Annotated in this window: 24 protein-coding genes and 1 other RNA gene; 16 read left to right on the forward strand and 9 right to left on the reverse strand. The window is 63.1% G+C overall.

Annotated elements, in window-relative coordinates:
- The first annotated feature begins 71 nt into the window (after nucleotides 1-71).
- Complete coding sequence (gene clpX / locus OKA11_RS04810; RefSeq protein ID WP_267219090.1) at nucleotides 72-1,334, forward strand: ATP-dependent Clp protease ATP-binding subunit ClpX; 1,263 nt, start codon at nucleotides 72-74, stop codon at nucleotides 1,332-1,334.
- A gap of 115 nt (nucleotides 1,335-1,449) precedes the next feature.
- Here clpX and OKA11_RS04815 read toward each other — a convergent pair whose 3' ends face one another.
- Both OKA11_RS04815 and OKA11_RS04820 read right to left on the reverse strand, forming a co-directional pair.
- Nucleotides 1,450-2,022: a nuclear transport factor 2 family protein gene (locus OKA11_RS04815; RefSeq protein ID WP_267219091.1), complete on the reverse strand. Its 573-nt coding sequence runs from the start codon at nucleotides 2,020-2,022 to the stop codon at nucleotides 1,450-1,452.
- Between the two features lie 100 nt (nucleotides 2,023-2,122).
- Nucleotides 2,123-3,109: a cation diffusion facilitator family transporter gene (locus tag OKA11_RS04820; protein ID WP_267219092.1), complete on the reverse strand. Its 987-nt coding sequence runs from the start codon at nucleotides 3,107-3,109 to the stop codon at nucleotides 2,123-2,125.
- A 375-nt stretch (nucleotides 3,110-3,484) separates the two neighbouring features.
- Between OKA11_RS04820 and OKA11_RS04825 the strand changes: the two genes are divergently transcribed.
- Together OKA11_RS04825 and OKA11_RS04830 are read left to right on the forward strand one after the other, a co-directional pair.
- Complete coding sequence (locus tag OKA11_RS04825; RefSeq protein ID WP_267219093.1) at nucleotides 3,485-6,058, forward strand: TonB-dependent receptor; 2,574 nt, start codon at nucleotides 3,485-3,487, stop codon at nucleotides 6,056-6,058.
- 102 nt (nucleotides 6,059-6,160) lie between these two features.
- On the forward strand, nucleotides 6,161-6,808 hold the full coding sequence (locus OKA11_RS04830) for a YitT family protein (protein ID WP_267219094.1): 648 nt from the start codon (nucleotides 6,161-6,163) through the stop codon (nucleotides 6,806-6,808).
- Nucleotides 6,809-6,815: 7 nt separating this feature from the next.
- Here OKA11_RS04830 and mtgA read toward each other — a convergent pair whose 3' ends face one another.
- Both mtgA and OKA11_RS04840 read right to left on the reverse strand, forming a co-directional pair.
- The gene (mtgA, locus tag OKA11_RS04835) at nucleotides 6,816-7,481 is read right to left on the reverse strand and encodes a monofunctional biosynthetic peptidoglycan transglycosylase (RefSeq protein ID WP_142637792.1); all 666 of its coding nucleotides are present in this window, start codon (nucleotides 7,479-7,481) and stop codon (nucleotides 6,816-6,818) included.
- A gap of 80 nt (nucleotides 7,482-7,561) precedes the next feature.
- Nucleotides 7,562-7,942: a winged helix-turn-helix transcriptional regulator gene (locus OKA11_RS04840; RefSeq protein WP_267219095.1), complete on the reverse strand. Its 381-nt coding sequence runs from the start codon at nucleotides 7,940-7,942 to the stop codon at nucleotides 7,562-7,564.
- Nucleotides 7,943-8,043: 101 nt separating this feature from the next.
- Between OKA11_RS04840 and OKA11_RS04845 the strand changes: the two genes are divergently transcribed.
- Complete coding sequence (locus OKA11_RS04845) at nucleotides 8,044-8,793, forward strand: SDR family oxidoreductase (protein ID WP_267219096.1); 750 nt, start codon at nucleotides 8,044-8,046, stop codon at nucleotides 8,791-8,793.
- Nucleotides 8,794-8,890: 97 nt separating this feature from the next.
- Nucleotides 8,891-9,925, forward strand: a complete 1,035-nt coding sequence (locus tag OKA11_RS04850; RefSeq protein WP_267219097.1) for a patatin-like phospholipase family protein — start codon at nucleotides 8,891-8,893, stop codon at nucleotides 9,923-9,925.
- 65 nt (nucleotides 9,926-9,990) lie between these two features.
- Here the strand turns inward: OKA11_RS04850 and rpoH are convergent, their stop codons facing one another.
- Both rpoH and OKA11_RS04860 read right to left on the reverse strand, forming a co-directional pair.
- Nucleotides 9,991-10,902 (reverse strand): RNA polymerase sigma factor RpoH, encoded by a 912-nt coding sequence (gene rpoH, locus OKA11_RS04855; protein WP_267219098.1) that lies wholly within the window; start codon nucleotides 10,900-10,902, stop codon nucleotides 9,991-9,993.
- An 89-nt stretch (nucleotides 10,903-10,991) separates the two neighbouring features.
- Nucleotides 10,992-11,936 (reverse strand): RluA family pseudouridine synthase, encoded by a 945-nt coding sequence (locus tag OKA11_RS04860; RefSeq protein WP_267219099.1) that lies wholly within the window; start codon nucleotides 11,934-11,936, stop codon nucleotides 10,992-10,994.
- Nucleotides 11,937-11,954: 18 nt separating this feature from the next.
- Between OKA11_RS04860 and OKA11_RS04865 the strand changes: the two genes are divergently transcribed.
- From OKA11_RS04865 to rnpB, 4 genes are all read left to right on the forward strand, one after another.
- Entirely contained in the window at nucleotides 11,955-12,416 is a 462-nt protein-coding gene (locus OKA11_RS04865) for a M67 family metallopeptidase (RefSeq protein WP_267219100.1), read from the forward strand.
- Between the two features lie 49 nt (nucleotides 12,417-12,465).
- The gene (locus OKA11_RS04870) at nucleotides 12,466-13,122 is read left to right on the forward strand and encodes a histidine phosphotransferase family protein (protein WP_142634880.1); all 657 of its coding nucleotides are present in this window, start codon (nucleotides 12,466-12,468) and stop codon (nucleotides 13,120-13,122) included.
- A 17-nt stretch (nucleotides 13,123-13,139) separates the two neighbouring features.
- Nucleotides 13,140-13,844 (forward strand): N-acetylmuramoyl-L-alanine amidase, encoded by a 705-nt coding sequence (locus OKA11_RS04875; RefSeq protein ID WP_267219101.1) that lies wholly within the window; start codon nucleotides 13,140-13,142, stop codon nucleotides 13,842-13,844.
- A 9-nt stretch (nucleotides 13,845-13,853) separates the two neighbouring features.
- Nucleotides 13,854-14,295, forward strand: an RNA gene (rnpB, locus tag OKA11_RS04880) — RNase P RNA component class A.
- Nucleotides 14,296-14,327: 32 nt separating this feature from the next.
- On the opposite strand, the gene OKA11_RS04885 is transcribed toward rnpB, so the two are convergent.
- Nucleotides 14,328-15,128 (reverse strand): metallophosphoesterase, encoded by an 801-nt coding sequence (locus tag OKA11_RS04885; RefSeq protein WP_267219102.1) that lies wholly within the window; start codon nucleotides 15,126-15,128, stop codon nucleotides 14,328-14,330.
- Nucleotides 15,129-15,364: 236 nt separating this feature from the next.
- On the opposite strand from OKA11_RS04885, the gene OKA11_RS04890 reads away from it, so the two are divergent.
- Nucleotides 15,365-16,129 carry a TorF family putative porin gene (locus tag OKA11_RS04890; RefSeq protein ID WP_267219103.1) on the forward strand — a complete coding sequence of 255 codons (765 nt, stop codon included), beginning with the start codon at nucleotides 15,365-15,367 and terminating at the stop codon, nucleotides 16,127-16,129.
- 199 nt (nucleotides 16,130-16,328) lie between these two features.
- Nucleotides 16,329-16,757 (forward strand): VOC family protein, encoded by a 429-nt coding sequence (locus OKA11_RS04895; protein WP_207078198.1) that lies wholly within the window; start codon nucleotides 16,329-16,331, stop codon nucleotides 16,755-16,757.
- Nucleotides 16,758-16,806: 49 nt separating this feature from the next.
- Here OKA11_RS04895 and nhaA read toward each other — a convergent pair whose 3' ends face one another.
- A complete protein-coding gene (gene nhaA, locus OKA11_RS04900) occupies nucleotides 16,807-17,994 on the reverse strand; it encodes a Na+/H+ antiporter NhaA (RefSeq protein WP_267219104.1) in 1,188 nt (395 codons plus the stop codon).
- 113 nt (nucleotides 17,995-18,107) lie between these two features.
- On the opposite strand from nhaA, the gene OKA11_RS04905 reads away from it, so the two are divergent.
- The 5 genes from OKA11_RS04905 (at nucleotide 18,108) to OKA11_RS04925 (ending at nucleotide 24,444) form a co-directional block, all read left to right on the forward strand.
- Entirely contained in the window at nucleotides 18,108-19,601 is a 1,494-nt protein-coding gene (locus OKA11_RS04905) for a glycosyl transferase family protein (protein WP_323748299.1), read from the forward strand.
- Nucleotides 19,601-20,857: a hypothetical protein gene (locus tag OKA11_RS04910; RefSeq protein WP_267219105.1), complete on the forward strand. Its 1,257-nt coding sequence runs from the start codon at nucleotides 19,601-19,603 to the stop codon at nucleotides 20,855-20,857. Before OKA11_RS04905 ends, OKA11_RS04910 begins: the two co-directional genes overlap by 1 nt.
- 47 nt (nucleotides 20,858-20,904) lie before the next feature.
- Nucleotides 20,905-21,819: a sulfite exporter TauE/SafE family protein gene (locus tag OKA11_RS04915; RefSeq protein WP_142634867.1), complete on the forward strand. Its 915-nt coding sequence runs from the start codon at nucleotides 20,905-20,907 to the stop codon at nucleotides 21,817-21,819.
- Complete coding sequence (locus OKA11_RS04920; protein ID WP_379489361.1) at nucleotides 21,816-22,580, forward strand: TIGR02186 family protein; 765 nt, start codon at nucleotides 21,816-21,818, stop codon at nucleotides 22,578-22,580. The genes OKA11_RS04915 and OKA11_RS04920 overlap by 4 nt, the downstream gene beginning before the upstream one ends.
- A 220-nt stretch (nucleotides 22,581-22,800) precedes the next feature.
- Nucleotides 22,801-24,444 carry an ATP-binding protein gene (locus tag OKA11_RS04925; RefSeq protein WP_142637786.1) on the forward strand — a complete coding sequence of 548 codons (1,644 nt, stop codon included), beginning with the start codon at nucleotides 22,801-22,803 and terminating at the stop codon, nucleotides 24,442-24,444.
- 15 nt (nucleotides 24,445-24,459) lie between these two features.
- Here OKA11_RS04925 and OKA11_RS04930 read toward each other — a convergent pair whose 3' ends face one another.
- Nucleotides 24,460-25,890 carry an MATE family efflux transporter gene (locus OKA11_RS04930; RefSeq protein ID WP_267219106.1) on the reverse strand — a complete coding sequence of 477 codons (1,431 nt, stop codon included), beginning with the start codon at nucleotides 25,888-25,890 and terminating at the stop codon, nucleotides 24,460-24,462.
- Nucleotides 25,891-25,897: the final 7 nt, after the last annotated feature.

The following is a 25,897-nucleotide window of genomic DNA, read 5'->3' on the forward strand; positions in this document are numbered from 1 at the left end:
CGAGGATTGCAAAACCGGCCTCCTCCACGGTAGACTCGACGAGTCGCCTGGAAATGGCCTAAAGACGGAAAATGACGAAATTGAGCGGATCTGACGCGAAAAGCACCCTCTACTGCAGCTTCTGCGGCAAGTCGCAGCACGAAGTGCGCAAGCTGATCGCGGGCCCCACGGTCTTCATCTGCGACGAGTGTGTCGAGCTTTGCAACGACATCATTCGCGAAGAAACGAAGGCCGGCATTGCGGGCAAGAAGGACGGCGGCGTGCCGTCGCCCCGCGACATTTGCGAGACGCTGAACGACTACGTGATCGGGCAGGAACGCGCCAAGCGCGTGCTGTCGGTGGCGGTGCACAACCACTACAAGCGCCTCAAGCACAGCGGCAAGCAGGGCGATGTGGAGCTGTCGAAGTCGAACATCCTGCTGGTGGGCCCCACCGGTTCGGGCAAGACGCTGCTCGCGCAGACGCTCGCCAAGACGTTCGACGTGCCCTTCACCATGGCCGACGCCACCACGCTGACCGAAGCCGGTTACGTGGGCGAGGACGTGGAGAACATCATCCTCAAGCTGCTCCAGGCTTCCGACTACAACGTCGAGAAGGCGCAGCACGGCATCGTCTACATCGACGAGATCGACAAGATCAGCCGCAAGGCCGAGAACCCGTCGATCACGCGAGACGTTTCGGGCGAAGGCGTGCAGCAGGCGCTGCTCAAGCTGATGGAAGGCACCACCGCTTCGGTTCCGCCGCAGGGCGGCCGCAAGCACCCGCAGCAGGAATTCCTGCAGGTGGACACGACCAACATCCTGTTCATCTGCGGCGGCGCCTTCGCGGGTCTTGAAAAGATCATCGCCGACCGCCTCCAGAAGCGTTCGATCGGTTTCGGCGCGCATGTCGCCGATCCGGACAAGCGCCGCGTGGGCGAACTGCTCCAGAAGGCGGAGCCGGAAGATCTGCTGAAGTTCGGCCTGATCCCCGAATTCGTCGGCCGCCTGCCGGTGATCGCGACCCTCAACGACCTCGACATCGAGGCCCTGGTCAAGATCCTGCGCGAGCCGAAGAACGCGCTGGTCAAGCAGTACGCCCGGCTGTTCGAACTGGAAGACGTCGAACTGACCTTCACCGAAGAGGCGCTCGAAGCGATCGCCCAGAAGGCCATCGACCGCAAGACCGGCGCGCGCGGGTTGCGCTCCATCGTGGAAGGGCTGCTGCTCGACACCATGTTCGACCTGCCGACCGAAAGCGACATCGCCGAAGTCGTCGTCGACAAGGACGTGGTGGAGGGCCGCAAGGAACCCGTCCGCGTTCTGAAGGGCGACAAGGCCGAAGCCGCAGCCTGAGCGCTGCTTGCCGCCAAGGCCGACATCAAAAGGGCCCGTCCGGTTCATCCGGGCGGGCCCTTTTCGTTAGGGGGCAGGCGCAAGTTTGGCGCTGCCCCGAGCGGTAGGTCGGGGCTCAGTTATTGCCGTCGGGGCGCGGGCCCATGCGACCGCCAGGGCCACCTGCACCACGCGGTGGCATCGGATCGCCCTTCTTCATCGTGCGCACGACCTGACCGTCGCGCGAGATCGTTATCTGCTCGGCCTCGGTGGACTTGAGCAGCCAGCCCGTACCCGTCTGGACCCAGGTATCGTGCGACAGCTCGCTCATGGCGAACAGATGCGTCTCGCCGTCTCGCCCTTCGCGGCTGTCCGAGGCATCCTGACGCTGCTCGACCTGAGCGGTCTGGCCATCGACGGTGACGGAGATGATGGTGTTGGTCGATTTGCGGTTGGGATCGACCGGGATGTTCGCCAGCCGGTCGATCATCTGATCGGCGGTCATCGAATTGCCGCCGAGGTCGGTGCGCTTGAAGTCGGGGGTGAGGAACGGCTTGATGTCGTCCGGCTCACGCGTGTCCATGGCGCTCTTGAGTGCGGTGTAGCGCGCCTCGAGGTCGCTCTTGGTATCGGCATGGGCGAGGCCGGGCAGCAGGGCGCTGCCGAGCGCGGCGCAAAGCAGCAGGCGGGCGGGGTATCGACGGGTCATCGCGGAAATGTCCATCCAGTCAGTGATGGACGCGATTCCTAACCTCCACCCGGCGCGCTGCAATCGGGATTATTGTACCTTATTGTCGCGGAAGTGGCGGTCAGACGACGGCCGCGCTTTCCAGCGCACATGCCGCGTTGCTTTCGGTCTCGATCTGGATGGTGGGGTGACCGATCTTGAACCGGTGATCGAGGTCGTGGGCGAGCGTGTGCAGGAAGTCGTCCCCGGGCTGGCCGCCGGGCATGACGATATGCGCGGTGAGCGCGGTTTCCGTCGTGCTCATCGGCCAGACGTGAAGATCGTGTACTTGCGCCACCCCTGCGCGGCTTTCCAGAAAAGCGCGCACGGCGGCTATATCGATGCTCTCGGGCACGGCCATCATGCCCATGCGCAGCGATTCGCGCAGCAGGCTCCAGCTCGACCAGGCGATCACCGCGGTGATGACCAGCGAGGCGATCGGATCGACAACCGTCCAGCCCGTGAACAGGATCACCACGCCGGCGATCACCACGCCCGCCGAAACCGCCGCGTCCGCCATCAGATGCACGAAGGCGGCGCGCAGGTTGAGGTCGTCCTTGCTGCCCTTGGCGAAGAGCAGGGCGGAGAGGGCGTTCACCGCGATGCCGATGGCGGCAACGACGATCATCGTCATGCCGGTGACCGGCGCCGGTTCGGCGAAACGGCGGATGGTCTCGACGAGGATGGCGCCGATCGCCACCCACAGCAGGGCGGCATTGGCGATGGCGGCGAGAATCGAGGAGCTCTTGAGGCCGTAGGTGAAGCGTTCGGTCGGCGGGCGCGAGGCCAGGACGCTGGCGGCCCAGGCCAGCAGCAGCGAGAGCACGTCCGACAGATTATGCCCGGCGTCCGCCAGCAGGGCCATCGAATCGCTCAGATACCCGGCGGCGGCCTCGGCAATGACAAATGCGAGGTTGAGGCTCACGGCGACGGCAAAGGCCCTGCCCACGTTGGCCGGGAGGGAGTGGTGGTGTCCATGATGATGGCCATGATCGTGGCCATGACCATGACTATGACCGTGGTGGTGATGGCCGTGGTCGTGGCCATGGTGTGCATGCGGGGCGCTCATGGTCGGCGTGTCTGGCATGAGCGGGCCGCGAGCGGCAAGCTATGTCGTAACATGTCACGCGCCCCGATGGCGCTGTGTGTTGCGCTGCACATAGGTCGGGGTGCACCGGACGGGTGCCTTCCCGTGACATTTATGCCGCACCGCTGTCTTGAAAACATTGCAAAAATCGGCTGATTTTCAAGGAAAATTGGAAATGTGACGCCATCTGGGCGCCGTAACGCGGAAAAATTGCATCGGCTGCGGCAAAAATGAATCCCGCCTGTCAGAGACTTGTCATATTGCACTGCTCTTAGCAGCCGCAGCAAACCTGTGGCGGGGCAAATCCTTCCGCAATCATTGCGTAAAACTCACTCTGAATGGCTCCAGGGGGCTAAGATGAAATTGCACACCGTACTCTCCACCGCAACCAGCACGCTGGCCGTCGGTGCAGCGTTCCTCGCCATGCCGGCATTCGCGCAGTCGACCGGTTCTTCGGAATTCGACGAAGGCAGCATTATCGTTTCGGGCAAGGTCCAGCGGGACGTCGCCGGGGTTCAGCTGCCGGATTCGACCAAGTCGAAGCAGGTCCTGACGCAGGAAATCATCGGCACGCAGCGCGGCGGCCAGGCGATTGCCGACATCATCAACCTCGTTCCGGGCGTCAGCTTCCAGAACAATGACGGGTATGGTTCGTCGGGCGGTACGCTGAACATCCGAGGCTTCGATGCTAGCCGTATCTCGTTGACCGTCGACGGTATTCCGCTCAACGACACCGGCAACTATGCCCAGTACTCGAACCAGCAGATCGACTCGGAGTTGATCGAGCAGGTCAATGTGAACCTGGGCACCACCGACGTCGACAGCCCCACGGCAGCGGCCTCTGGCTCGACCGTCAACTACAAGATGCGCAATCCGACCGAAGACTTCCATGTCAGCGCATCGGGCTCGGCCGGCGACTACGGCTTCTTCCGCATGTTCGGCGTTGTCGACACCGGCACGTTCACCTCGTTCGGCACCCGCGCGATGTTCGCGGCGAGCAAGGCCGTTGCGGAAAATCCGTATCATCGCTCGAGCGAGACCGATAAGACGCAGATCAACGCCAAGGTCTATCAGCCGATCGGCGATAACGGCGACTTCGTTTCGGTCGCTGCGAACGCCAACTGGAACCGTAACGGCAACTTCTCGTCGGTTCCGCTGCGTACCGATCCTTACATCTATTCGGTAAGTGGCACTTCGCCGAATCAGACGCTGAACTCGCCTGATCGCGTGGTCGGCTCGACTTCGAGCAATCGTTTCCCGACCAGCAAGGGCGAGCGCGAATACGAATTCGCACCCTGCCAGACCGACACGCCTCAGGCTGGTGTCGCGGATACGCCAAACTCGTGCGGCACCGCCTACGACTACAGCTTCAACCCGTCGAACACCGGCTCGATCCGTGTCAACTCGCGCTTCACGCTGACCGATGGTCTCGTCCTGACGCTTGACCCGAGCTACCAGTGGACCCGTGCAAACGGCGGCAATGGTGCGGTGAAGGGCTATGAAGGCTTCTACACCAAGAATGGCCAGTCGATGTACGGCTACATCGGTGGCAGCCCCTACTTCGGCGGCGTCGACCTCAATGGTGACGGCGATACGAAGGATACGGTTGAAGTTTACGCGCCGAGTGAAACCAACACGAAGCGCTATGGGCTCATCGCGAACCTGATCTGGAACGCAACCGAAGACCACACCTTCCGCCTCAACTACTCGCTCGACTACGGTCGCCATCGCCAGACCGGCGAAGTGACCTATCTTGGGACCGACGGCTACACCAACACCTATTTCCCCGAGACCAACGCCATTCTCGATGCGAACGGTGGCACCATCCAGAAGCGCAATCGTCGTTCGATCGCGATCCTGAACCAGCTTTCGGCCGAGTATCGCGGTGAGTTCCTCGACAACCGTCTGACGCTGAACATGGGTCTGCGTTCGCCCTGGATGACGCGCAAGCTCAATAACCTCTGCGTCACCGAGACGGGCGGCTCCTACATCGACTGCTTCACCGACCCGGACGAGCAGGAGAAGTTCCTGACGCTCAACCCGAGCTATACGGCACCGATCAAGCGCACCTACAAGTTCCACAAGATCCTGCCGACCGCCGGTGTGAACTTCCAGGTGGTGGACAAGGTCAGCCTCTACGCCAGCTACACCAAGGGGATGCAGGTTCCGGGCACGGACAACCTGTACCAGTCGCTTGGTTACACTGCCGAACAGGCGCTCCCGAAGCCGGAAACGACCGACAACGTCGATCTCGGCGTGCGCTATCTGTCCGGTTCCTTCCAGGCACAGCTCTCGGGATGGTACACTTGGTTTAACAACCGTCTGGCCTCGTCGTATGATCCGGAACTGGACATCACGCTCTATCGTAACCTCGGCAAGGTCCATAAGTACGGCCTTGACGGCAGCGTCGGCTACTCGCCGATCCCTGAGCTGAAGTTCTACGCATTTGGCTCGCTGCTCAAGTCGAAGATCCTCGACGATGTTCAGACCGGCACCTCGGGCGGCAACCCTGTTTACGCGCTCACCGCCGGCAAGCGTGAGGGCGGTTCGCCGACCTACATGTTCGGTGGCCGTGTTGAAGGCGAAGTCGGTCCGATCCAGCTGGGCGTGCAGGCCAAGCGCACGGGGCCGCGCTACGTGAACGACCAGAACGTTCCGATCACCGCGAGCTACACGCTGAATGGTGTTTCGACCACGTATCAGGTCTATGGCGCCAAGACCCCGGCTTATACCGTGGTTGATCTTGACGCCAAGGTGAAGCTCGGGTTCCTCGGTCTTAACGACCGTACCTACCTGCAGCTGAACCTCACGAACGTGTTCGACAAGCTCTACGTTGGCGGTTTCACGTCGAATACCTCGTCGACTTCTATCCCTTATGCCTATGTCGGCGCCCCGCGCACCTTCAGCGGCACGATCGTCATGGGCTTCTGATTCAAGAAATTCGCGTCACGCGAACAGGGGAAGGGGAGAGAACTTCGGTTCTCTCCCCTTTTTCGTAAGCTACCGACATTTAATCATCATCCCGCGAGGACCATGAGCATTCACGAAGATACCGTTGAATTTCCCGAGGAGGGCGCAGTCCCCCAGGGCACGCCGCATAGCCTGTTCGAGGATGGCTATGCGCTGGTCGTCGGCACGATCCTGCTGTCGATGGGGGTGGTTCTGCTGCAGAAAGCGCAGCTCGCCACCGGCGGCGTCGCCGGACTTGCGCTGACGCTCAATTACCTGACCGGGGTGCCGGTCGGTCTCTACTATACGGCGCTGTCGCTGCCGATGCTGGCGATGACCGTGCGTCCGATGGGGCGCGCCTTCCTCGTCAAGACAGTGATCGTGACGCTGGGCCTCTTTGCGCTGACCGCGCTGGCGCCGCAGGTGCTGGTGCTGGACTATGTCGCGCGGCCGGTGGCGGCGGTGGTCGGCGGAACGTTCATCGGCATGGGCGCACTGGCGCTGGCCCGCCACGCGGCGGGCTCTGGCGGGTCAGGGGCGATCGTGCTGTCGCTCTACCGCACGCGCGGATGGAATGCCGGGCGCACGCAGATGATCCTGGACTCCGGCGTGCTGCTGTTTTCGCTGCTCGCGCTGGACGTGGTGCAGGTGCTGTGGTCGCTGCTGGGCGTCATGGCGACCGGCGGCATCCTGTTCGTCTGGCACCGGCCGGGTCGCTACAACGGGTACTGATGGACTGTCAGTCGTAGACGCAGGCGTCGAAACCCTGCGTCTTCACCGTGCCGATCCGCGCGGCGACGGTGTTGCCGTAGCGGCGCGTGAAGCCCGTGGGGTTCTTGACGCTGCGGGTCTTCGGGCTGGGCAGGGCGGCGGCGATGCGGGCAGCTTCGATCGGCGTCAGCCTGGTGGCCGACTTGCCGTAATAGCGCTGCGCCCCCGCCTCGACGCCGTAGGTTCCAATTCCGGTCTCCGCGACATTGAGGTAGACTTCCATGATCCGGCGCTTGTCCCACAGGTTCTCGATCAGGAAGGTGAACCAGACCTCGAAGCCCTTGCGCACGTAACGGGTCCAGCCGTCGCCCTGCCAGAGGAACACGTTCTTGGCGGTCTGCTGGCTGATCGTCGACCCGCCGCGAATGCGCCCACCCGCGGCATTGCGTTCGAAGGCCTTTTCGATGGCGTTGGTATCGAAGCCGTTATGGGTGCAGAACTTGCCATCCTCGGCCGCGATCGCCGCGGCGACCATGTTGCGGTCGATCCGGCTGAGCGGCTGCCAGTCCTTGGTGATGCCGTTGCCGTCCACCAGCATCGTCACCGTCACCGGCGGGGGGACAAAACGATAGAGCACCGTCAGCCCCACGCTGATGGCGACGAACCAGATGATGGCCTTGGCAAGAATGCGCAGCAAAGGAAGAGAGCCCCGAGTTCCCGAGTGGAAAGCGCCTGCCTAGCGAGGTTGGACGGACTGCGAAAGGCGGGACGCGATCAATCGCGGGTGTCAAAGGCGGTTCTGGCCGTTTCTACATCGTCCAGGTGCTGTTCTGCCCAGTGCCAGACGCCGCAAAATGCCTCGCCCAGACTATGGCCAAGCGGGGTCAGCCGGTAGTCTACATGCGGCGGGATGACGGGATGGACGGTGCGGTGGACAAACCCGTCGCGCTCCATCTGGCGCAGGGTCTGGGTGAGCATCTTCTGGCTGATTCCGGGCACATTGCGGGCCAGCTGGCTGAAGCGCGATTCGCCATGTTCCTCCAGCGCTTCGAGCACCAGCAGGGTCCACTTGTCGGCCACCCGGCCGATCAGCTCGTTGACCAGAGCGTCCACGCCGGGAATGTCGGAGTGGCTTGTAGAGGGCGTATTTTCCATTTCTTACCTGCTGGTGACTACAGCACTTTCAGGTGCCTACTTTCCAGAAGAGAGTATAAGGATCACACCGTCTTCGCAATCTTCCTCCAGAGGAGTTCCCCATGAAGACCAACGGCAACACCATCCTTCTTTCCGGCGGCGGTTCGGGCATCGGCCGCGAACTGGCGCAGCGCTGGCATGACGCCGGCAATGTGGTGATCGTCACCGGGCGCACGCTGGCCAGCCTCGAGGAAACGGCGAAGGGGCGAGCGAACATTCACCCGATGGCGCTCGATGTCGGCGATGCCGCGGCAATCCAGGCTTTTGCGGCAGCGGTGCTGGCGAGGTTCCCGGCGCTTAATGTGCTGGTCAACAATGCCGGGATCATGCCGCTTGAGGATATCGCGAAGCCGCGAGACCTGTCGCGGGCAGAGGCCTGCGTGACGACCAATTTCCTCGGTCCGATCCGGCTGACGGACGCGCTGGTGGCGCACTTGTCGGCACAGGCCGATGCGACGATTGTCAACGTCAGTTCGGGGCTTGCCTTCGTGCCGCTGGCGAGCGCGGCGGTCTATTCTGCGACCAAGGCGGCGATCCATTCGTGGACCGATTCGCTGCGTTTCGCTTTGGCTGGCAAGGTGGAGGTGATCGAACTGGCCCCGCCCGCCGTCCAGACCGAGCTGACCCCCGGCCAGTCGACGCGGGAAGGCTACATGCCGCTCGATGAATTCATCGATGAAGTGATGGGCCTGTTTGCGCAGCAGCCGACCCCCGAACTGATCGGCGTGCAGCGCCTGGGCTTCCTGCGCAATGCCGAGGCGGAAGGGCGCTACGCCGAAACATTCGCGATGCTCAACACGCCCCACACCTGATCGCTGGAACCGACCGGCCGCCAGTGCTATCCCTGTATGCTGCACCGCAATATCGGATGGCACTGGCAGCATGGTCATGTTTTCCAAGGATAACCACGTGCATCGTCTCGATCTCGCCTTGCAGGGTGGCGGTGCCCATGGGGCTTTTACCTGGGGTGTGCTGGACGGGCTGTTGCAGGACGAGCGGTTGATGCCGGGCGCCCTCAGCGGCGCCAGCGCCGGCGCCATGAACGCGGCGGTGCTGGTGTCCGGCCTCGTTTCCGAAGGCCGCGAAGGCGCGCGCGAGCGGCTGCGCAGCTTCTGGAAGGAACTCAACCGCTCGGGCCGCGAGGCGGGGCCGCTGATCCCGATGATCGAGGCTTTCCCGCAGACTTCGCGAGCGATTTCTTCCTGGTGGTCGGCGGTGTTCGGCGATGTCAGCATGGCCCACGCCTCGCCGGAACTGGGTCGCGAGATGCAGGAGATCCTGCGCGGGGTGATCGATGAACACGTCGATTTCGACGCGATCCGCAGTAGAAATGCACCGCCGCTGTTCATTTCCGCCACCAATGCCCGGTCCGGTGCGCTGCGGTTGTTTCGCAATGGCGATCTGAACACCGATGCGCTGCTGGCCTCGGCCTGCCTGCCGCTTTATTTCCCGCCCGTCACCATCGATGGGAAGGACTATTGGGACGGCGGCTATAGCGCCAATCCGCCGCTGGTTCCGCTTGTGCAGGAGAGTTCGAACGACGACTTGCTGCTGATTACCGTCAATCCGCAGGTTCATTCGGAAACGCCGCGCGGCGCCGCCGCGATCATCGACCGGCTGACGGAAATCGGCTTCAACCAGTCGATGCGCAAGGAACTGCAAGGGCTGGTGCTGCTACAGTCCGCGATTGGGGAGGCGCGCGTCAAGCCCGGCGCGAAAGACGGACTGATCGCCCAGGTCGAACGTTTGCGCTTTCACGAAATCCATGATGAAGCCACGCTGGCGGCCATGCCCGCGCAGAGCAAACTGCTGCCGGTACGTCATCTTCTACTCAAGCTGCACGAAGCCGGGGAGGCGGCGGCAAAGCAGTGGTGCGAGGCCAATGTCGCGCATCTCGGCAAACGCAGCACGGTCAATTTCGCGAAGCGTTTCGGTCCCGCCTGATGGCAAAAGAAAACCGGGCCGCCCTTGCGAGCGACCCGGCTGATCTTTGAGTGTTTCGGCGAATGTTAGAGTGCCGGAACCATCTTCTTGTCCAGGGCGATGCGGCCCATCGCCTTCTGGAGCTTTTCGAAGGCGCGAACCTCGATCTGGCGCACCCGTTCGCGACTGACGTTGTAGACCTGGCTCAGCTCTTCGAGCGTCTTCGGGTCGTCGGTCAGGCGGCGCTCGGTCAGAATGTCGCGTTCGCGGTCGTTCAGCGAGTCCATGGCTTCCACGAGCATGTCGTGGCGAACGGTGGCTTCTTCCGCGTCGGCGACGGTTTCGTCCTGCAGCGGGCGGTCATCCGCAAGGATGTCCATCCACTGGCCTTCGCCTTCCTCGCGCAGCGAGACGTTGAGCGAAGCATCGCCGCCCATCATCATGCGCCGGTTCATGTTCACCACTTCCTGCTGCGAGACGCCAAGCGTGGTCGCGATCGTGGCAACATCGTCCGGATGCAGGTCGGTGTCCTCGTAGGCGTCGAGGTTCTTCTTCATGCGGCGCAAGTTGAAGAACAGCTTCTTCTGGCCCGCAGTGGTGCCCATCTTCACGAGCGACCACGAGCGCAGGATGAACTCTTGAATCGACGCCTTGATCCACCACATAGCATAAGTGGCGAGGCGGAAGCCCCGATCGGGCTCGAACTTCTTGACCCCCTGCATCAGGCCGATGTTGCCTTCGGAGATCAGTTCGGAAACGGGCAGGCCATAGCCACGGTAGCCCATCGCGATCTTCGCGACGAGGCGAAGATGGCTGGTTACCAGCTGTGCGGCTGCTTCGGGATCCTCGTGTTCCTTGAAACGCTTGGCGAGCATGTATTCCTGCTCGGGCTTAAGCAGAGGGAACTTGCGGATCTCGGAGAGATAGCGGTTGAGGCTCTGCTCGCTGCCCAGCGTGGGAACCGCCGGGAGATTGCGTTGCTTGGTGCTCACTGTCATCCGTCCTTTCCGGTCGGCCCGCGGTCGAAGACCCTATGCAGGCATCTTAGCTTGGGGCCACCTACGTAAGATAGCATGTTAATCCGATTTCACTGACGCAGTTCGTCGATCAGGGCCCGCATATCGTCGGGTAAGGGGCTGGAAAATCGGACTGTCTCCCCAGTAACGGGGTGGACGAAGCCAAGTTCCGCTGCGTGGAGAGCTTGGCGATGAAATCCGAGTCGTTGAACGACCGGGCGAATCGCGGTGGGTGTACGTCCATATACTGGATCCCCCAATAGCGAGTGCCCGATTGACGACATGTGAACGCGAACCTGGTGCGTTCTTCCCGTTTCGAGGCGACATTCCACGAGCGTGGCGCCCTTGAGCGTCTCGATCGTACGATAATGAGTCACGGCGTGTTTGCCTCTGCCTTCTTCGACCAGTGCCATCTTCTTGCGGTTGGTATTCGAGCGACCGATCGATCCGGTTACAGTGCCGGCAACAGGAATCGGTTTTCCGGCCACCACGGCCCGATAGGCCCGCTCGATCGAATGGTCGGCGAACTGCACGGCGAGGCCTTCGTGGGCGCGGTCGGTCTTGGCGACGACCAGCAAACCCGAGGTGTCCTTGTCGATGCGGTGGACGATGCCAGGGCGTGCGACGCCGCCGATTCCCGACAGTTGCCCGCGGCAGTGATGAAGCAGGGCGTTGACCAGCGTACCGTCGAGATTGCCCGCGGCCGGGTGGACAACAAGACCGGCCGGCTTGTCGACGACGATCAGGTAGGCGTCCTCGAACACCACGTTCAGGGGAATGTCCTGGGGCGCCGCTTCGGCAGGAATGGCTTCGGGCACGGCGATGGCGAAAGGCGTGCCGGGTTCGACCTTCAGCGAGGCCTGCGCGGCGTGTTTGCCCGCCAGCGTGACGCGGCCTTCGCCCATCAATGCCTTGATTCGTTCGCGCGACAGGCCGCTGGCCTCTGCCAATGCCTTGTCGAGGCGGCCTCCGGCCTCCCCGATGGTACCTTCAATGATGTTTTCCATGACCCCCATTGTGTGTACGATTTGGGGATGAATGTCGAAGTGACAAGGGCAGTTGTGACCGCTTTGATGGAGGAAGCCGCGCGCTGCCATCCGGAAGAGTGCTGCGGGTTGCTGCTGGGGGAGGGCGGCCGCGTCGACCGTGCGGTTCCGGCAGCCAACGTCGCCGCGCAGCGCACGCGCCATTTCGAGATCGACCCGGCCGCGCTGCTGGCTGCGCACCGCTCGGCGCGGGGCGGTGGTCCGCAGGTACTGGGCTATTTTCATTCGCATCCTGCGAGCCAGCCGGTGCCTTCCGCCGTGGACTGCGAACATTCCACCGGCGATTTGCGGATTTGGGCGATCATCGGCGAGGGGCGTGTTGCTTTCTGGCGTGATAGCGGGAATGGTTTTTCCCCAATGACCTGCAAAATCGTCGAAGAGGAGCGCGCGGAGTCGGAGGCTGACTTGCGCGAGACTTCCGCCGGGACCATGCGGGTTGCCGAAATCTGATCGCCACCTATCTGATGGCCACCTTTGAACCATGGAAGTTTCCGCGAATATGAGCACCAGTGCGATCGAACTTGCCAGTCTTCTCTGTTCGCGCCTGTGCCATGACATGCTGAGCCCGGTCGGCGCGCTGTCGAACGGCCTCGAACTGCTGTCCGACGAGAAGGATCCGGAGATGCGCCAGCGCTGCTTCGAACTTCTCGACCAGAGTGCGCGGATCTCGGCCGACAAGCTCAAGTTCTTCCGTCTCGCCTTTGGCGCTGCCGGCGGTTTCGGCGACATGGTCCCGGTGAGCGAGGCGCGGGCGCTGGTCGATGCGCTGCTGGCCAACAATGCCCGGATCGTCGTCAACTGGTCGCTCGGCAGCGACATGCTGCCCAAGCCGGCGATCAAGACTTTGCTCAATTTCGCCCTGATCGGGATCGAGGCGCTGCCCCGCGGCGGCACGCTCGACATCGCCGCAGAACTGCGTGCGGATCAGCTGACCAGTGGCACCAGCGAGATCGTCGTGCGCGCTGCGGGGCCGCGGATCGCCTTTGATCGCGACATCGGCCGCGCGCTTGAGGGGGCGCTGCCCGAAGGTGACCTGTCTAGCCGCACTGCCCCTGCCGCGATGATCCAGCAACTGGCGCATAGTCTGGGAGGCCGCCTCCAGTATGCGCTGGGGGACGACGCGCTGGTGCTCGGCGCCGTTCTGCCAGGCGTCTGAAGGAAGGGCTCCGGGCGATGAACCGCTGGCTGGTTAACCGGATCGTCGAATCGCCCAACTGCAACGAGCGCAAGCTGCCGGTGTCGATGGTGGTACTCCACTACACCGGCATGAAGTCCGCCGATGAGGCGCTGGAGCGCATGTGCGATCCGGCGGCCGAGGTTTCCGCTCATTACATGATTGACGAGGAGGGCATCGTCACCTCGCTGGTGGCTGAGGACAAGCGTGCCTGGCACGCGGGGCGGTCCTACTGGCGCGGGGTGACCGACGTGAACTCGGCTTCGATCGGTATCGAACTGGTCAATCCCGGACATGAATGGGGCTACCGGCCGTTTCCCGAACCGCAGATGGGTGCGCTGCTGCCGCTGCTTGCCGATATCATGGACCGTCACGACATCCCGCGGGCCAACGTCGTCGGCCATTCGGATATCGCGCCGGCCCGCAAGCAGGATCCGGGCGAGTATTTCGACTGGGGGCGTCTGGGTGAATTGGGGCTCGCGCTGGAAATCCCGGCAGCGAAGATGAACCTGTTCTACGACAATCCCGGTGCCTTCTATCTCGCGCTCGAGCGTTTCGGGTACGACATTGCCGATGGCCGTGCGGCCGTGCGTGCATTCCAGCGCCGCTGGCGCCCGGAATTCATCGATGGCGAGATCGACGGCGAAATCGGCGGAATTCTCTTCGAACTGCTGTTGGAGCGCGACACCGGTCGTGCTAGGTGACCGCCTGCACCGGGGAGCCGGGCAGCCGCGGGCGTCTTTGGACGCGCGAGGAAAGTCCGGGCTCCACGAAACAAGGGTGGCGGGTAATGCCCGCCGGGCGAGCCGGGTTTTCAGGCCTGGCGAAGCTTAGGGAAAGTGCCACAGAGAGCAAACCGCCTCGTCGTGCAGGGTTCGCCCTGAAAGGCAGGTAAGGGTGAAAGGGTGCGGTAAGAGCGCACCGCGCTTCCGGTAACGGCAAGCGGCAAGGCAAACCCCACCCGGAGCAAGACCGAATAGGGGCTGCGTGTCGTCTAGAACGGCGGGTTCGTTTCGGACCCAGGCAGCCCGGGTTGGTCGCTTGAGCGGCGCAGCAATGCGCCGCCTAGAGGAATGGCTGCCACCGCGGCGTAAGGTCCCTCGGTTTGGGAGACCACGCCAGGTACAGAACCCGGCTTACAGGCTCCCCGGTGCATTTCGATCCGCGACGTTTCGGCCAATCGGCGTTCAGGCGGCGATCTCGATGTTGATCGCGCCCTGGCCCTCGTCACGCGCCTGAATGAACCAGCGTTGCTCGCCTTCGAGGCCGATCGCGGTCAGGGTACCATGGACATAGGCGCCGGTATCGATGCCGATGCGGTTGAGGCGCACGTCCGGTTCTTCGGTGATCGTGTGGCCATGGACTACCATCGCGCCGAAATCTCCGGGGTGGGAAAGGAACGGGTCGCGGATCCAGCGGCAATCCTGGCCTGACTGATGGTCGAGCGGCGTATCCGGGCGTATGCCGGCATGGACGAACAGATAGTCGCCCATGCGAATCATTTTCTCGAAGCCGTCCAGAAAATCGAAATCACCTTGCGGAACTGCTTCCAGCATGGCCTGCTGCAGTTGTTCGGCATCCGCTTCCAGGATGAATTGCGGGTCGATGCCGTAGGACATCAGCGTTTCACGGCCGCCGAATTTCAGGAAGCTGCGGAAGGTGTCGAGCTTGCTGGCAGCCGCCACCATCATTTCCTCGTGATTGCCCTTGATGAACTCGACGCGGCGTTCCTGCGCCCAGGAACGGGCACGATCCAACACCCCGGCACTGTCCGGGCCGCGATCGATGAGGTCACCGAGCAGGACGACGTCGCTGTTCGCACGCGCGCGGCCGGCATCGTCACGTTCGATGGCTTCGATGAGGCTTTCAAACAAGTCCAGGCGACCATGAATATCGCCGACCGCGTAAACACGCTGACCCGGAGGAAGTTTCGGCGTCCTCTGCTTTTTGGCGGGACGGGCGACGAGGTTTCTGATCTTCGCAAGCATTATCCGGCGGAACCTATACCCGCCCGGCTATCCTCCGGCAAGCAGGTCCGTACTGCATTTGCGAGTGGCAAAAAGTCCACACTTCATGTCCGGATTGTTGCCTTTGTGAAATTTTCCTTGTTTGAATGCTGGGTGCGGTGCAGCATTATTGTGCTGACGCACGCTGGCCCGAAACGAGGACGCGGCAAAAGCGCAGGTGGGAACAAGCACCAAAAAGAATTTGTGAGGGAATGAACATGCACATGTCTGTCCGCGGCGTCATCGCTGCGACCCTGCTTGCGGGCTCCGCGCTCGCCGCCACCCCTGCCTTTGCCGACGAAGCCGACGCTCCCAAGGAGTTCACCGTCACCGGTAGCGCAGCCCTGACCACCGACTACCGTTTCCGCGGTGTTTCGCAGTCGGGCGGTGACCCGGCGATCCAGGGCGGCATTACCATTTCGCATTCAAGCGGCTTCTATGTCAGCACCTGGGGCTCCTCGATCGATCTCGGCTCGACTTATGGCAGCACCGAGGTTGACCTTTTTGGCGGCTGGACCGGCGAAGTCAGCTCGGGCATCACGCTTGACGCCGGCCTGCTCTACTACGCCTATCCGAACGGCCATGTCGGCCATGCCGAATTCTTCGAGCCCTATGCTTCGGTCAGCGGCCAGGTCGGCCCGGCCAAGCTCAAGCTCGGCGTGACTTATGCCTGGGATCAGAAGGCGCTGCCCAACTTCTACACGGGCAAGAAGGACGATAACCTCTACCTCTACGGCAACGTCGATGTGGCAATTCCTAACACCCCGCTGACCGTTTCCGGCCATCTCGGCTACGCCGACGGTTCGCTGGCGCCTTGCTACTACTGCAATGCCGACAAGACCGGCATCGATTATTCGATCGGTGCGTCGATGACGCTGTTCGGACCGCTCTCGGCATCGGTCAGCTATGTCGGCGTCAGCGGCCCGAGCCAGGATGGCTACACCGATGATACCGTGGTCGCCACGCTGACCGCATCGTTCTGATCGCGATCCCGCTAATCGGGACGCGAGCGAGACAATCGCAGGAGGACCCGCTCGGACTATTCCGGGCGGGTTTTCCTTTGCGGGCGATGGATCTTGCGCTTCGGGCAAGATCGCGGTGGAGTGTCATGCCGGGTCTGGTCTATCGTGCCTCCGGGCAGACGCCCTGACGGCGCGCCAACCTCCCTTCAAAGGACTTCCCGTGACCAAGTTTCTTCATACCATGATCCGCGTCACCGATCCCGACGCAACGATCGCCTTCTTCGAACTGCTCGGCGTCAAGGAGACCCGTCGCTTTTCGAGCGAGCAGGGCCGTTTCACGCTGATCTATCTGGCGGCACCGGGGGAGGAGGTCGAAGTCGAGCTGACGTACAACTGGCCGGCCGAAGACGGCTCGTTCGAAGAATACACCGGCGGACGCAATTTCGGCCACATCGCGTTCCAGGTGGAAGATATCTATGCGACCTGCCAGACGCTCGCCGATGCAGGCGTGACGATCAACCGTCCGCCGCGTGATGGCCATATGGCGTTTGTGCGCACCCCGGATGGCATCTCGATCGAACTTCTCCAGAATGGCCATCTCGAGCCGGCAGAACCCTGGGTCTCGATGCCGAACGTCGGCACCTGGTAATCGGGTGGGGAGGGCTGGTCGCCGTCAGACGGCGGCGGCTGGTTCTCCTTCAGTGCGCGGCCGGGGGGGGCAGGCGCAGGATGGCGTAACCCAGCAGAGAGGAGAGCAGCGAACCGGCGAGGACACCCAGCTTTGCTTCCTCCACCAACAGCGGATGCTGCGGGAATGCGAGCGCGCCGATGAACAGGCTCATCGTGAAGCCGATCCCGCATAGCACTGCCATGCCCCACAGCTGGATCCAGCTGGCTCCCGCCGGACGCGGTGCGAAACCAAGCTTGTCCGATGCCACGATGGCGGCAAAGATGCCTGCCTGTTTGCCCAGGAACAAACCCAGCGCGATCCCCAGCGGGACGGGTTGGAACAGTCCGGAAAGACCGCTGCCTGCCAGCGCCACGCCTGCATTGGCGAAGCCGAAGATGGGGACGATCACATAGCTGTTCCACGGCACCAGCGCATGTTCGAGCCTAAGCGCCATCGAATCCCCCCGCAACGGGCGCAAGGGTATGGTGAAGGCCAGAAGGACCCCGGCAATGGTGGCATGAATGCCGGAATTGAGCACGCAGAACCACAGCGCCAATCCCAGCAGGATGTACACGGACGTGTAGGCAATTCTCATGCGGCCACAGGTGACAAGTGCGCCCAGGATGGCGACGGCGGCCATGGCCCAGCCCAGTTCGATATGGGCCGTGTAGAACAGGGCGATCACGACCACTGCGCCGAGGTCGTCGACGATGGCAACGGTTAGCAGGAACAGTCGCAGCGACGCCGGCACGCGGCGCCCCAGCAGGCCGAGAACGCCGACGGCAAAAGCGATGTCCGTGGCGGCGGGTATGGCCCAGCCTCGCTGAGCAGGCTCCGCCAATCCCGCCGTAGCCAGGTAGACGATGGCCGGCGTGGCCATGCCTGCCGCCGCGGCAAGCACGGGCAGACGGCGCCGTGCCGGACTGGAAAGCTCGCCGTCGAGCACCTCCCGCTTGATTTCCAGGCCAACGACAAAAAAGAAGATCGCCATCAGCGCATCGTTGATCCACGCGTGCAGCGAATCGAGTCGGGCTATCGGCGATCCGGTGAGGCGATGATGAAAGACGCCGTGGTAAAGATCGGCCAGCGGAGAGTTCGCCGCCGCCATCGCCAGGACGGCGACCACTATCAGCAGGATCCCCGAAGTAGCTTCACCGCCCATTAACTTTGTGAAACGGCGCGCCAATTCATTGGCCAAATTTCGATGCGTACTCATAAGCCTTCTTTCAGGGAGCTGCGGCCGGGATGCAAGAGTGGCCGCCATTCCGGGGCGCTGAAAATCGGCATTGGGAATCGGAACGAAGCCAGACGAAATATCGGGGGACTTGGGTGGAAACGGTGGGAGTGTTTCAGCAAGCGATGATCTGCCTGCAGCATGTCGAGCGCGAATTGCTGCTGTTCACGGCTTTCTGGCTCCTGGTCAGTGCGGCCGACGAAGCGGTCATGGACCTGTGCTGGCTGACCCTGCTGTTGAGGGGAAAGGCGCGGAGCACCCGGTTACCTGCTGATCTTTCGAAAGTGTCGCTGAGCGGGCGGTCGGCGGTGCTCGTCGCGGCCTGGCAGGAAGAGCAGGTGATCGGACACACACTGCGTCATGCGCTATCCGCGTGGAAGCACAAGGAACTCTGCCTGTACGTAGGGTGCTATGCCAACGATGCGGCCACTTTGGCTGCCGCGATGGCAGGCGCGGGTCAGGACACCCGCGTGCGGGTGATCATCCATTCCGAGTTTGGGCCAACGACCAAGGCGGACTGCCTCAACCGCCTCTACAAGGCTGTTTGCGAGGATGAACGGCGTTCGGGCATTCGTTTCCGCAGTGTTGTCCTTCACGATTCGGAAGACATGGTGCACAGCGCGGAGCTGGCGGTCATCGACCGTGCGCTGGACGAAGCCGACTTCATCCAGCTGCCCGTGCGGCCGGAACCGCAGGCGAGCTCTCGCTGGGTGGGCGGGCATTACATCGATGAATTTGCAGAAGCGCATGGCAAGGCCTTGCCGGTTCGTGATGCACTGGGCGCTGCGGTGCCCTCTGCGGGTGTGGGATGCGGCTTCTCGCGTGAAATGCTGGCCCGAATCGCGCACTTGCGTCGCGTTGAAGGAGAAGGTGGGCCTTTCGCGGGCGAATGTCTTACCGAGGACTATGAGCTGGGCGTGCTGATCTGGCGCGAGGGAGGGAAAGGCCGGTTCGTGCGCGCGCGCGATGCTACGGGGCAACTGGTGGCGACACGTGCCTACTTCCCGGGTCGCCTGGAGGACTCCGTGCGCCAGAAGACGCGGTGGATTCATGGGATCGCCTTGCAGTCGTGGGACCGGCTCGGCTGGAGCCGCATCAATCGAAGCGCGGGGGTCGCGGATACCTGGATGGCGCTGCGCGACCGGCGTGGACCGCTGGCGGCGATGGTTCTTGCGTCAAGCTACCTGCTGGTCCTGGTTGAACTGCTGTTGGCGACGATAAGAGTGGGCGGTGTGGGCACGAATCCGACGGCATCGCCGGTATTGCAAGCGATACTGGCAGTTTGCCTCGTCAGCCTGGTCTGGCGCTGCATCATGCGGTTCCTTTTCACTGCGCGCGAATATGGGCTTGTCGAGGGTGCGCGCGCGATCATGCGCATCCCGGTCGCCAATCTCGTGGCGATTGTTGCAGGCTACCGCGCCCTGGCAAACTACCTGCGCACCCTGCGCGGTGCGGCAGTTCACTGGGAGAAGACCGCGCATCACTTGCATCCGGCAACTAAGGCCGCAGGCTATCCCTTGCATGGCTATTCCGGCCATGGGGGCACGACATTGCCAGATCGCGGCACGCGCGTTCCGGCGGCTGCGTGATGACAGGCGGGCAGCGGCTTCGCGGCCAACCTCTGGTGGCCTTGCTGGCGATCCTGTGCGGATGGATCGGCGGTCGGCTTTCTGCATGGGATGCGCCTTTGTTGGCCGCGCCTGCGCAGGAGCGCGCCGCGGTCACGGGCACGAACCGTACTGGCGATGTGGTGATGGCAGGGCCGCAGACGCTGGTTGGCGGCTTGGGCGAGGAAGGCCTGTGGCGCGGCGGCGACGGGGCGGGCGCCTATCCACAAGGTTGGCCGGCGCGCTTGGGCTACGGGCAGGACACGGTGCGTATCGTTTATGTCAGCACGCCGGGTAGTCCGTCCGATGCGGCATTATGGCGCCGCTTGGCGGCAATGGCGCAGGGTTCGCAATACGCGGCAATGCCGGTCACCGCATGGAGCGGTCGGGACGGTAATCCCAACGCAGATCCTGGCCGCGATTTTCCGCAGTACCCGATGGGCGCGTTTCACAGCGAGCATTTGCCATCCGGATTTCCGGGATTCGGGACGCCATCGTCCGAGGCGGCCGCTTTCGCAGCGCCGGAAGGGCCATCGATCGGCTCCGGCGGCAGCGTACTTTCTCTCGGCAGCAAGCCGCGCCGCTGGTCGGTGGATACCTGGGCGCTGATGCGCGGCAGGGGGGCTGGTCCACTTACGAACGGGGCCTTGCCGGCGACATATGGAGCAAGCCAGGCCGGTGCCGTCCTGCGCTACCGGTTGGGACTTCTCGCGCACCATCGCCCCGAGATCTACATGCGCACGACGGCGACTCTGGAACAGTTGCAGCGCGAGACCGCTGCTGCGATCGGCTTTTCGGCAAGGCCGTTGGCTGCCATCCCTGTCGTTGCCGCGCTGGAGGCACGATTGACGGAGCAGGCAGGGCAACGAAGGGTGCAGCCCGCGGCGATGGCGATCACCACGATCCCGCCATTCGCCTTGCCTGCGCGGCTGCGGGGCGAGACATATGTGCAGGCTGGTTATGTTGCCGGCAAATACGCGACGCCCTTTGCCGAAGGGCAGCTTCGTGTCGATCACGGGTTACTGCGGGTGGGGCAGGTCGAAAGCCGGATCGGCGGCGGAGTCTGGGGCGGTGTCCAGAAGGGCGCAAGCCGGTTGGATGCCGGCCCGTCGGCGACGGTGACGCTGCCGTTGCGGCGCGGCGTCAACGCCCGTGTCGGTGTCGATTGGCGCTTTCGCCTGGCGGGCGATGCAGAGCCAGGGTCAGGACCTGCCCTCACACTTTCCGCAGGTTTCTGAATCGGCGCTTTTCTCGCCCCTCACGCTGCGGTAGCGAGAGTGCTCGCATGGACGTCTATCTTCCCATCGCCAACCTTTCGGTCAACGGCATCATCATCGTTGGCCTTGGTGCCCTGACCGGGATCCTGTCGGGCATGTTCGGCGTGGGTGGCGGCTTTTTGACGACCCCTTTGATGATATTCTACGGGATCCCGCCGACGGTGGCAGCGGCATCGGCTGCCAGCCAGGTGACCGGAGCCAGCGTTTCCGGCGTGTTCGCACATGCCAAGCGCGGCAATGTAGACTATCTTATGGGGTCGGTCATGGTGTTCGGCGGCATCGTCGGCACCGGGCTCGGGGCCTTGCTGTTCAACCTGCTGGCCCGGCTCGGTCAGATCGATACGGTCATCAACATTCTTTACGTCGTGATGCTGGGATCGATCGGCGGACTGATGGCCAAGGAGAGCATCCAGGCGATCCGTGCCGAACGGAGCGGTGTGCCCATCGCTGCGAAAAAGCGCCGACACCATCCCATGGTGGCGAGCCTGCCGATGCGTTGGCGCTTCTATCGCTCAGGCCTCTACATCTCGCCGCTGGCACCGCTGCTTCTTGGCATCTTTACCGGCATCCTGACGATGCTGATGGGCATCGGCGGTGGCTTCATCCTCGTCCCGGCGATGCTCTACATTCTCGGCATGAGTGCCAACGTCGTGGTCGGAACGTCACTCTGGCAGATCCTGTTCACCACGATCGCAACGACAATGATGCATTCCATGACGACCCATGCCGTCGACATCGTGCTGGCATCGCTGCTCCTGCTCGGGTCAGTTACGGGCGCGCAACTGGGCGCGCAGTTCGCGCAAAAGGCAAGTCCGGTGAAGCTGCGGTTGATCCTTGCGCTCATCGTTCTCTTGGTGGCGGCGCGGATGGCGTTGGGGCTCGGCTATCGACCGGACGAGATCTATACGGTGGCGCCGCTGTGAGGGGGGCCGTCACCTCGGTTCTGGCGGTTCTTGTCTGGGTCGTGCTTTGTGCTGCCCGCGATCCCATCCTCGTCCCCGAAGTCTCTCAGCACGAGGTGGCGCTGCAGCAGGGCTTTACCGGAACCGAACTGCTGCTTTTCGGGGCGATCCTGACACCGGAAGGCTCCCGCGCGGCGCAGGACTACGACATCGTCATTGTGCTCAAGGGGCCGACCCAGTCGATCGTGTTGCGTGAAAAGCAGAAAGTAGCGGGAATCTGGATCAACGCCGACAGTACGGAGCTGCGCTCGGCACCTTCCTATTATGCCATCGCGTCGACCCGGCCGATCAAGGACATCGTCGACGACAAGACGGCGGCGATCTACGAATTGGGCTTGAAGTGGCTGCAACTCTCGCCGATCGGCGCGATCGATCCCAAGGAACAGACACGCTTCGCCAACGGGCTTGTCGACCTCAATCGCCGGATCGGCCTCTACCGCGAGGAAGAGGGAGGGGTGAAAGTCAGCGAGCAAGTGCTTTACCAGGCCCGGATTGGCTTGCCGTCCCGGGTTCCCATCGGTACTTACACGGCGGAAACTTTCGCCATATCTAAAGGGCGCGTGGTCGCCTCGGCCAGCAGTCAGGTCGAAGTGCGCAAGCTCGGCCTGGAACGCGCCGTCGCCACTTTCGCCGAGGATTATGGCTTTGCCTATGGCTTGCTGGCGGTTTTTGTATCGGTCGGCATGGGTTGGTTGGCCGGCCGGCTTTTCGCAATGCGCTGAAGATGCGATTGCCGAAGCTCCTTCAATCGAATGCTGGGCCTTTGGTATGAGCCTGTCTTTAGGCGGAAATTAACCGCGTGGTCATAGCTCTGCCGGGGTCAGTTCTACTTCGGGGGGCATAATGAACCAGATGCATCCAGAGGGCTTCGCGCCCTCGCGTGCGCCGCAGGCCGAGCAGCCGGCGGCGCATCCGGCTCACGCCCATACGACGCAGGCCCATATGACGCAGGGCCAGCCACGCCAGCCTGCACCGCGACTGGATACCGGACGCGAGCCGATCGGCGTGATCCTCGAAATCTCCGGTGCCGGAACGCGCATTGCGCTCGACATCAACCGGCTGGGCGAAGTGATGAAGGATGGCGATCCTTCGGTCGCGCAGTCAGGGCAGGTCGGCAGTCAGGTCAAGATCCGTGTCGGCAACGGCTGGCTGCTTGCCAGCATTCGCAATCAGAAGAGCGACAGCAAGATTCCCGGCGGCATCGTCGCCGAGGCGGACTTCCTTGGCGAGGGCAGCGAGGAACGCCTGACTGGCCGTATCCATGGCTTCCGCCGCGGTGTGACCTTCTATCCCTCGCCGGGGGCGCTGGTCTATCCGGCGACCACCGAAGACTTGCGCCAGATCTATGCCAGCGACGGGCGCAGCGCGATCCAGATCGGCAACGTCTATCCCACCAAGGACATCCGTGCGGGTCTCTATGTCGATGCACTGCTGGGCAAGCACTTCGCGCTGCTGGGATCGACAGGCACCGGCAAGTCGACCAGTGCCGCGCTGATCCTGCACCGCATCTGCGAGCATGCGCCGCAGGGCCACATCATCATGATCGATCCACACGGTGAGTATTCAGCCGCGTTCCGCAACACCGGCGTGATCCTTGACGTCTCGAACCTGCAGATGCCCTACTGGCTGATGAATTTCGAGGAACACTGCGAGATCCTCCTGACCTCGCGCGGGGACGACCGTCAACTCGACAGCGAGATCCTGGGCAAGTGCTTGCTCGAGGCGCGCTCCAAGAACCGGCTGGCCGAGCAGCTTGGCAAGATCACGGTGGATTCGCCGATCCCCTATCTGCTCTCCGACTTGTCCAACATTCTCAACAACCACATGGGCAAGCTCGACAAGGGCCACTCCAGCGCGCCCTACATGCGGATCAAGAACAAGCTCGACGAGATGAAGGGCGATCCGCGCTACCAGTTCATGTTCTCCGGCATGCTGGTGGGCGATACGATGGCGGAATTCATCTCAAAGATCTTCCGTCTGCCCTCGAACGGGCGGCCGATCTCGATCATCGACGTCTCGGGCGTGCCATCGGACATCACCAGCACCGTGGTCGCCGTGCTCAGCCGTATGGTGTTCGACTATGCTATCTGGGGGCGGGAGGAAAAGACCCGGCCAATCCTGCTCGTCTGCGAGGAGGCGCACCGCTATGTGCCGAGCGAGAAAAACGCCGATGGTTCCTCGGTCGGCCGCATCCTTTCGCGCATCGCGAAGGAGGGCCGAAAGTACGGGATCTCGTTGGGCCTCATCACCCAGAGGCCGTCCGACCTTGCCGAAGGTGTGCTTTCCCAGTGTGGCACGATCATCTCGATGCGTCTCAACAACGACCGTGACCAGGCTTTCGTGCGCGCGGCCATGCCGGAAGGTGCACGCGGGTTCCTCGATTCGATCCCGGCCCTGCGCAACCGTGAGTGCATCATCTGCGGCGAAGGCGTGGCGATCCCGATCCGTGTCTCGTTCGACGACCTCGAAGAGTACAAGCGCCCCGCGTCGGCCGACCCGTCGTTCACCGAACTGTGGAACAGTTCCGGCGGCGAGGAAGAGTCGGTCCTGCGCATCGTCCAGCGGTGGCGCGCGCAGGGCAGGTGATGGGGTTGCGCGGCCTTACAGGTCGAAGGCCGCGCGCCACTTGCCCCAGCGATAATAGGCCAGCGTCAGGACCACCGTCAGCGTCGAGCCGACCGGATAGGCCCACCACAGCGCTTCGCTGCCGATCGCGGGGTAGGCGAGAGCGTAGAAGCCGAGGCGGCCCGGAATGAGGCCGATGGCCATGATGATCAGCGGAACCACCACCGCGCCGTAGGCGCGCAGGGTGCCGGTGAGGATCATGGTCACCGACATGATCACGAAGCTGGCGGTGCAGACGAACTGGATGTGCCGCGCGATGGGCATTGCCGGGCTGTCGCCGCCCAGGAACAGGGCCAGCAGCGGATGGTCGAACACGACGATCAGCGCCGCCATCAGCAGCGAGATCGCGAGGTTGGTGACAAGCCCGATCTCGGTCACCTTGCCCACGCGGCCGTGATCGTGCGCGCCGAGCGACTGGGCAACCATGGCGCTGACCGCCGAACCGATCGCCATCGCCGGCATCTGCAGGTAGTTCCACAGTTGCAGCGAAGCGCCATAGGCGGCGGCGGCATCCAGCCCTTCGAGGTTGACGAGGTGGACCATGGCCAGGCCCGCCGACGAGACCAGCAACATCTGCGCGCCCATCGGCAGGCCCTTCAGGGTCACGTATTTCAATTCGCTGCCGCGCGGGATCAGGTAGCCGAGTTCGGCGCCGCGCAGCCGCATCGGCAGATCCTTGCGGTAGATCGTCCAGAGCTGGAACACGAGACCGGCGAAGTTCGCGAAGGCGGTTGCCGCGGCGGACCCGGCAATGCCCAGCGACGGCACCGGGCCGGGACCGATGATCAGCAGCGGGTTCAGGATCACATCGAGCGCCACCGTCAGGATCATTGCGTGAAGCGGGGTCCTGGAATCGCCCGCGCCGCGCATGCCCATCGAGACCATCAGCGAGAGCGAGCCCAGCGGTAGCGTCACGAAGATCACGCGCAAATAGGCCAGCGCTTCGATCCGGCTCTGCTCGGGCGTACTGAGCAGCCGCAACAGGGCGTCGGCGCCCAGCCAGCCGGCAAGGCCGCAGACCACCGACAGCATCAGGCAGAAGCCCACGCCCGAGCCGAAGGTCAGCCTGGCGGCATCGATGTCGCGGGCGCCGAAGTGCTGGCCCACCCGCACGGTGGTCGCCATGCCGAAGCCGAAGACGAGGGAGATCAGCAGGAACATGATGATGTTGGCATTGGCGGTTGCGGCCAGTGCGCTTTCGCCGAGCAGCCGCCCGACCCAGATCGCGTTCACCGAGCCGTTCAGCGTCTGCAGCACGTTCGAGATCAGCATCGGGATCGAGAACACCAGCAGCGTCTTGAGGATCGGCCCCTGGGTGAGGTCCCCCGTCATGTGCTGCTTGTGTGGCGGTGCTGCGGGTTCGCCGGGTTCGGTCTCTCCGGCGGGAATCGGCGATGCTTCGTTCATATGTCCC

It is taken from the genome of Novosphingobium clariflavum (assembly GCF_026420865.1).
GTDB lineage: Bacteria > Pseudomonadota > Alphaproteobacteria > Sphingomonadales > Sphingomonadaceae > Novosphingobium > Novosphingobium clariflavum.

Bases quoted from the DNA above. Each gene is read 5' to 3' on its own strand.
- clpX (WP_267219090.1), top strand. From the start codon at position 72: ATGACGAAATTGAGCGGATCTGACGCGAAAAGCACCCTCTACTGCAGC.
- OKA11_RS04815 (WP_267219091.1), bottom strand. From the start codon at position 2,022: ATGACCCGTCGATACCCCGCCCGCCTGCTGCTTTGCGCCGCGCTCGGC.
- OKA11_RS04820 (WP_267219092.1), bottom strand. From the start codon at position 3,109: ATGAGCGCCCCGCATGCACACCATGGCCACGACCACGGCCATCACCAC.
- OKA11_RS04825 (WP_267219093.1), top strand. From the start codon at position 3,485: ATGAAATTGCACACCGTACTCTCCACCGCAACCAGCACGCTGGCCGTC.
- OKA11_RS04830 (WP_267219094.1), top strand. From the start codon at position 6,161: ATGAGCATTCACGAAGATACCGTTGAATTTCCCGAGGAGGGCGCAGTC.
- OKA11_RS04840 (WP_267219095.1), bottom strand. From the start codon at position 7,942: ATGGAAAATACGCCCTCTACAAGCCACTCCGACATTCCCGGCGTGGAC.
- OKA11_RS04845 (WP_267219096.1), top strand. From the start codon at position 8,044: ATGAAGACCAACGGCAACACCATCCTTCTTTCCGGCGGCGGTTCGGGC.
- rpoH (WP_267219098.1), bottom strand. From the start codon at position 10,902: ATGACAGTGAGCACCAAGCAACGCAATCTCCCGGCGGTTCCCACGCTG.
- OKA11_RS04860 (WP_267219099.1), bottom strand. From the start codon at position 11,936: ATGGGGGTCATGGAAAACATCATTGAAGGTACCATCGGGGAGGCCGGA.
- OKA11_RS04865 (WP_267219100.1), top strand. From the start codon at position 11,955: ATGAATGTCGAAGTGACAAGGGCAGTTGTGACCGCTTTGATGGAGGAA.
- OKA11_RS04870 (WP_142634880.1), top strand. From the start codon at position 12,466: ATGAGCACCAGTGCGATCGAACTTGCCAGTCTTCTCTGTTCGCGCCTG.
- OKA11_RS04875 (WP_267219101.1), top strand. From the start codon at position 13,140: ATGAACCGCTGGCTGGTTAACCGGATCGTCGAATCGCCCAACTGCAAC.
- OKA11_RS04885 (WP_267219102.1), bottom strand. From the start codon at position 15,128: ATGCTTGCGAAGATCAGAAACCTCGTCGCCCGTCCCGCCAAAAAGCAG.
- OKA11_RS04890 (WP_267219103.1), top strand. From the start codon at position 15,365: ATGCACATGTCTGTCCGCGGCGTCATCGCTGCGACCCTGCTTGCGGGC.
- nhaA (WP_267219104.1), bottom strand. From the start codon at position 17,994: ATGAGTACGCATCGAAATTTGGCCAATGAATTGGCGCGCCGTTTCACA.
- OKA11_RS04910 (WP_267219105.1), top strand. From the start codon at position 19,601: ATGACAGGCGGGCAGCGGCTTCGCGGCCAACCTCTGGTGGCCTTGCTG.
- OKA11_RS04915 (WP_142634867.1), top strand. From the start codon at position 20,905: ATGGACGTCTATCTTCCCATCGCCAACCTTTCGGTCAACGGCATCATC.
- OKA11_RS04925 (WP_142637786.1), top strand. From the start codon at position 22,801: ATGACGCAGGGCCAGCCACGCCAGCCTGCACCGCGACTGGATACCGGA.
- OKA11_RS04930 (WP_267219106.1), bottom strand. From the start codon at position 25,890: ATGAACGAAGCATCGCCGATTCCCGCCGGAGAGACCGAACCCGGCGAA.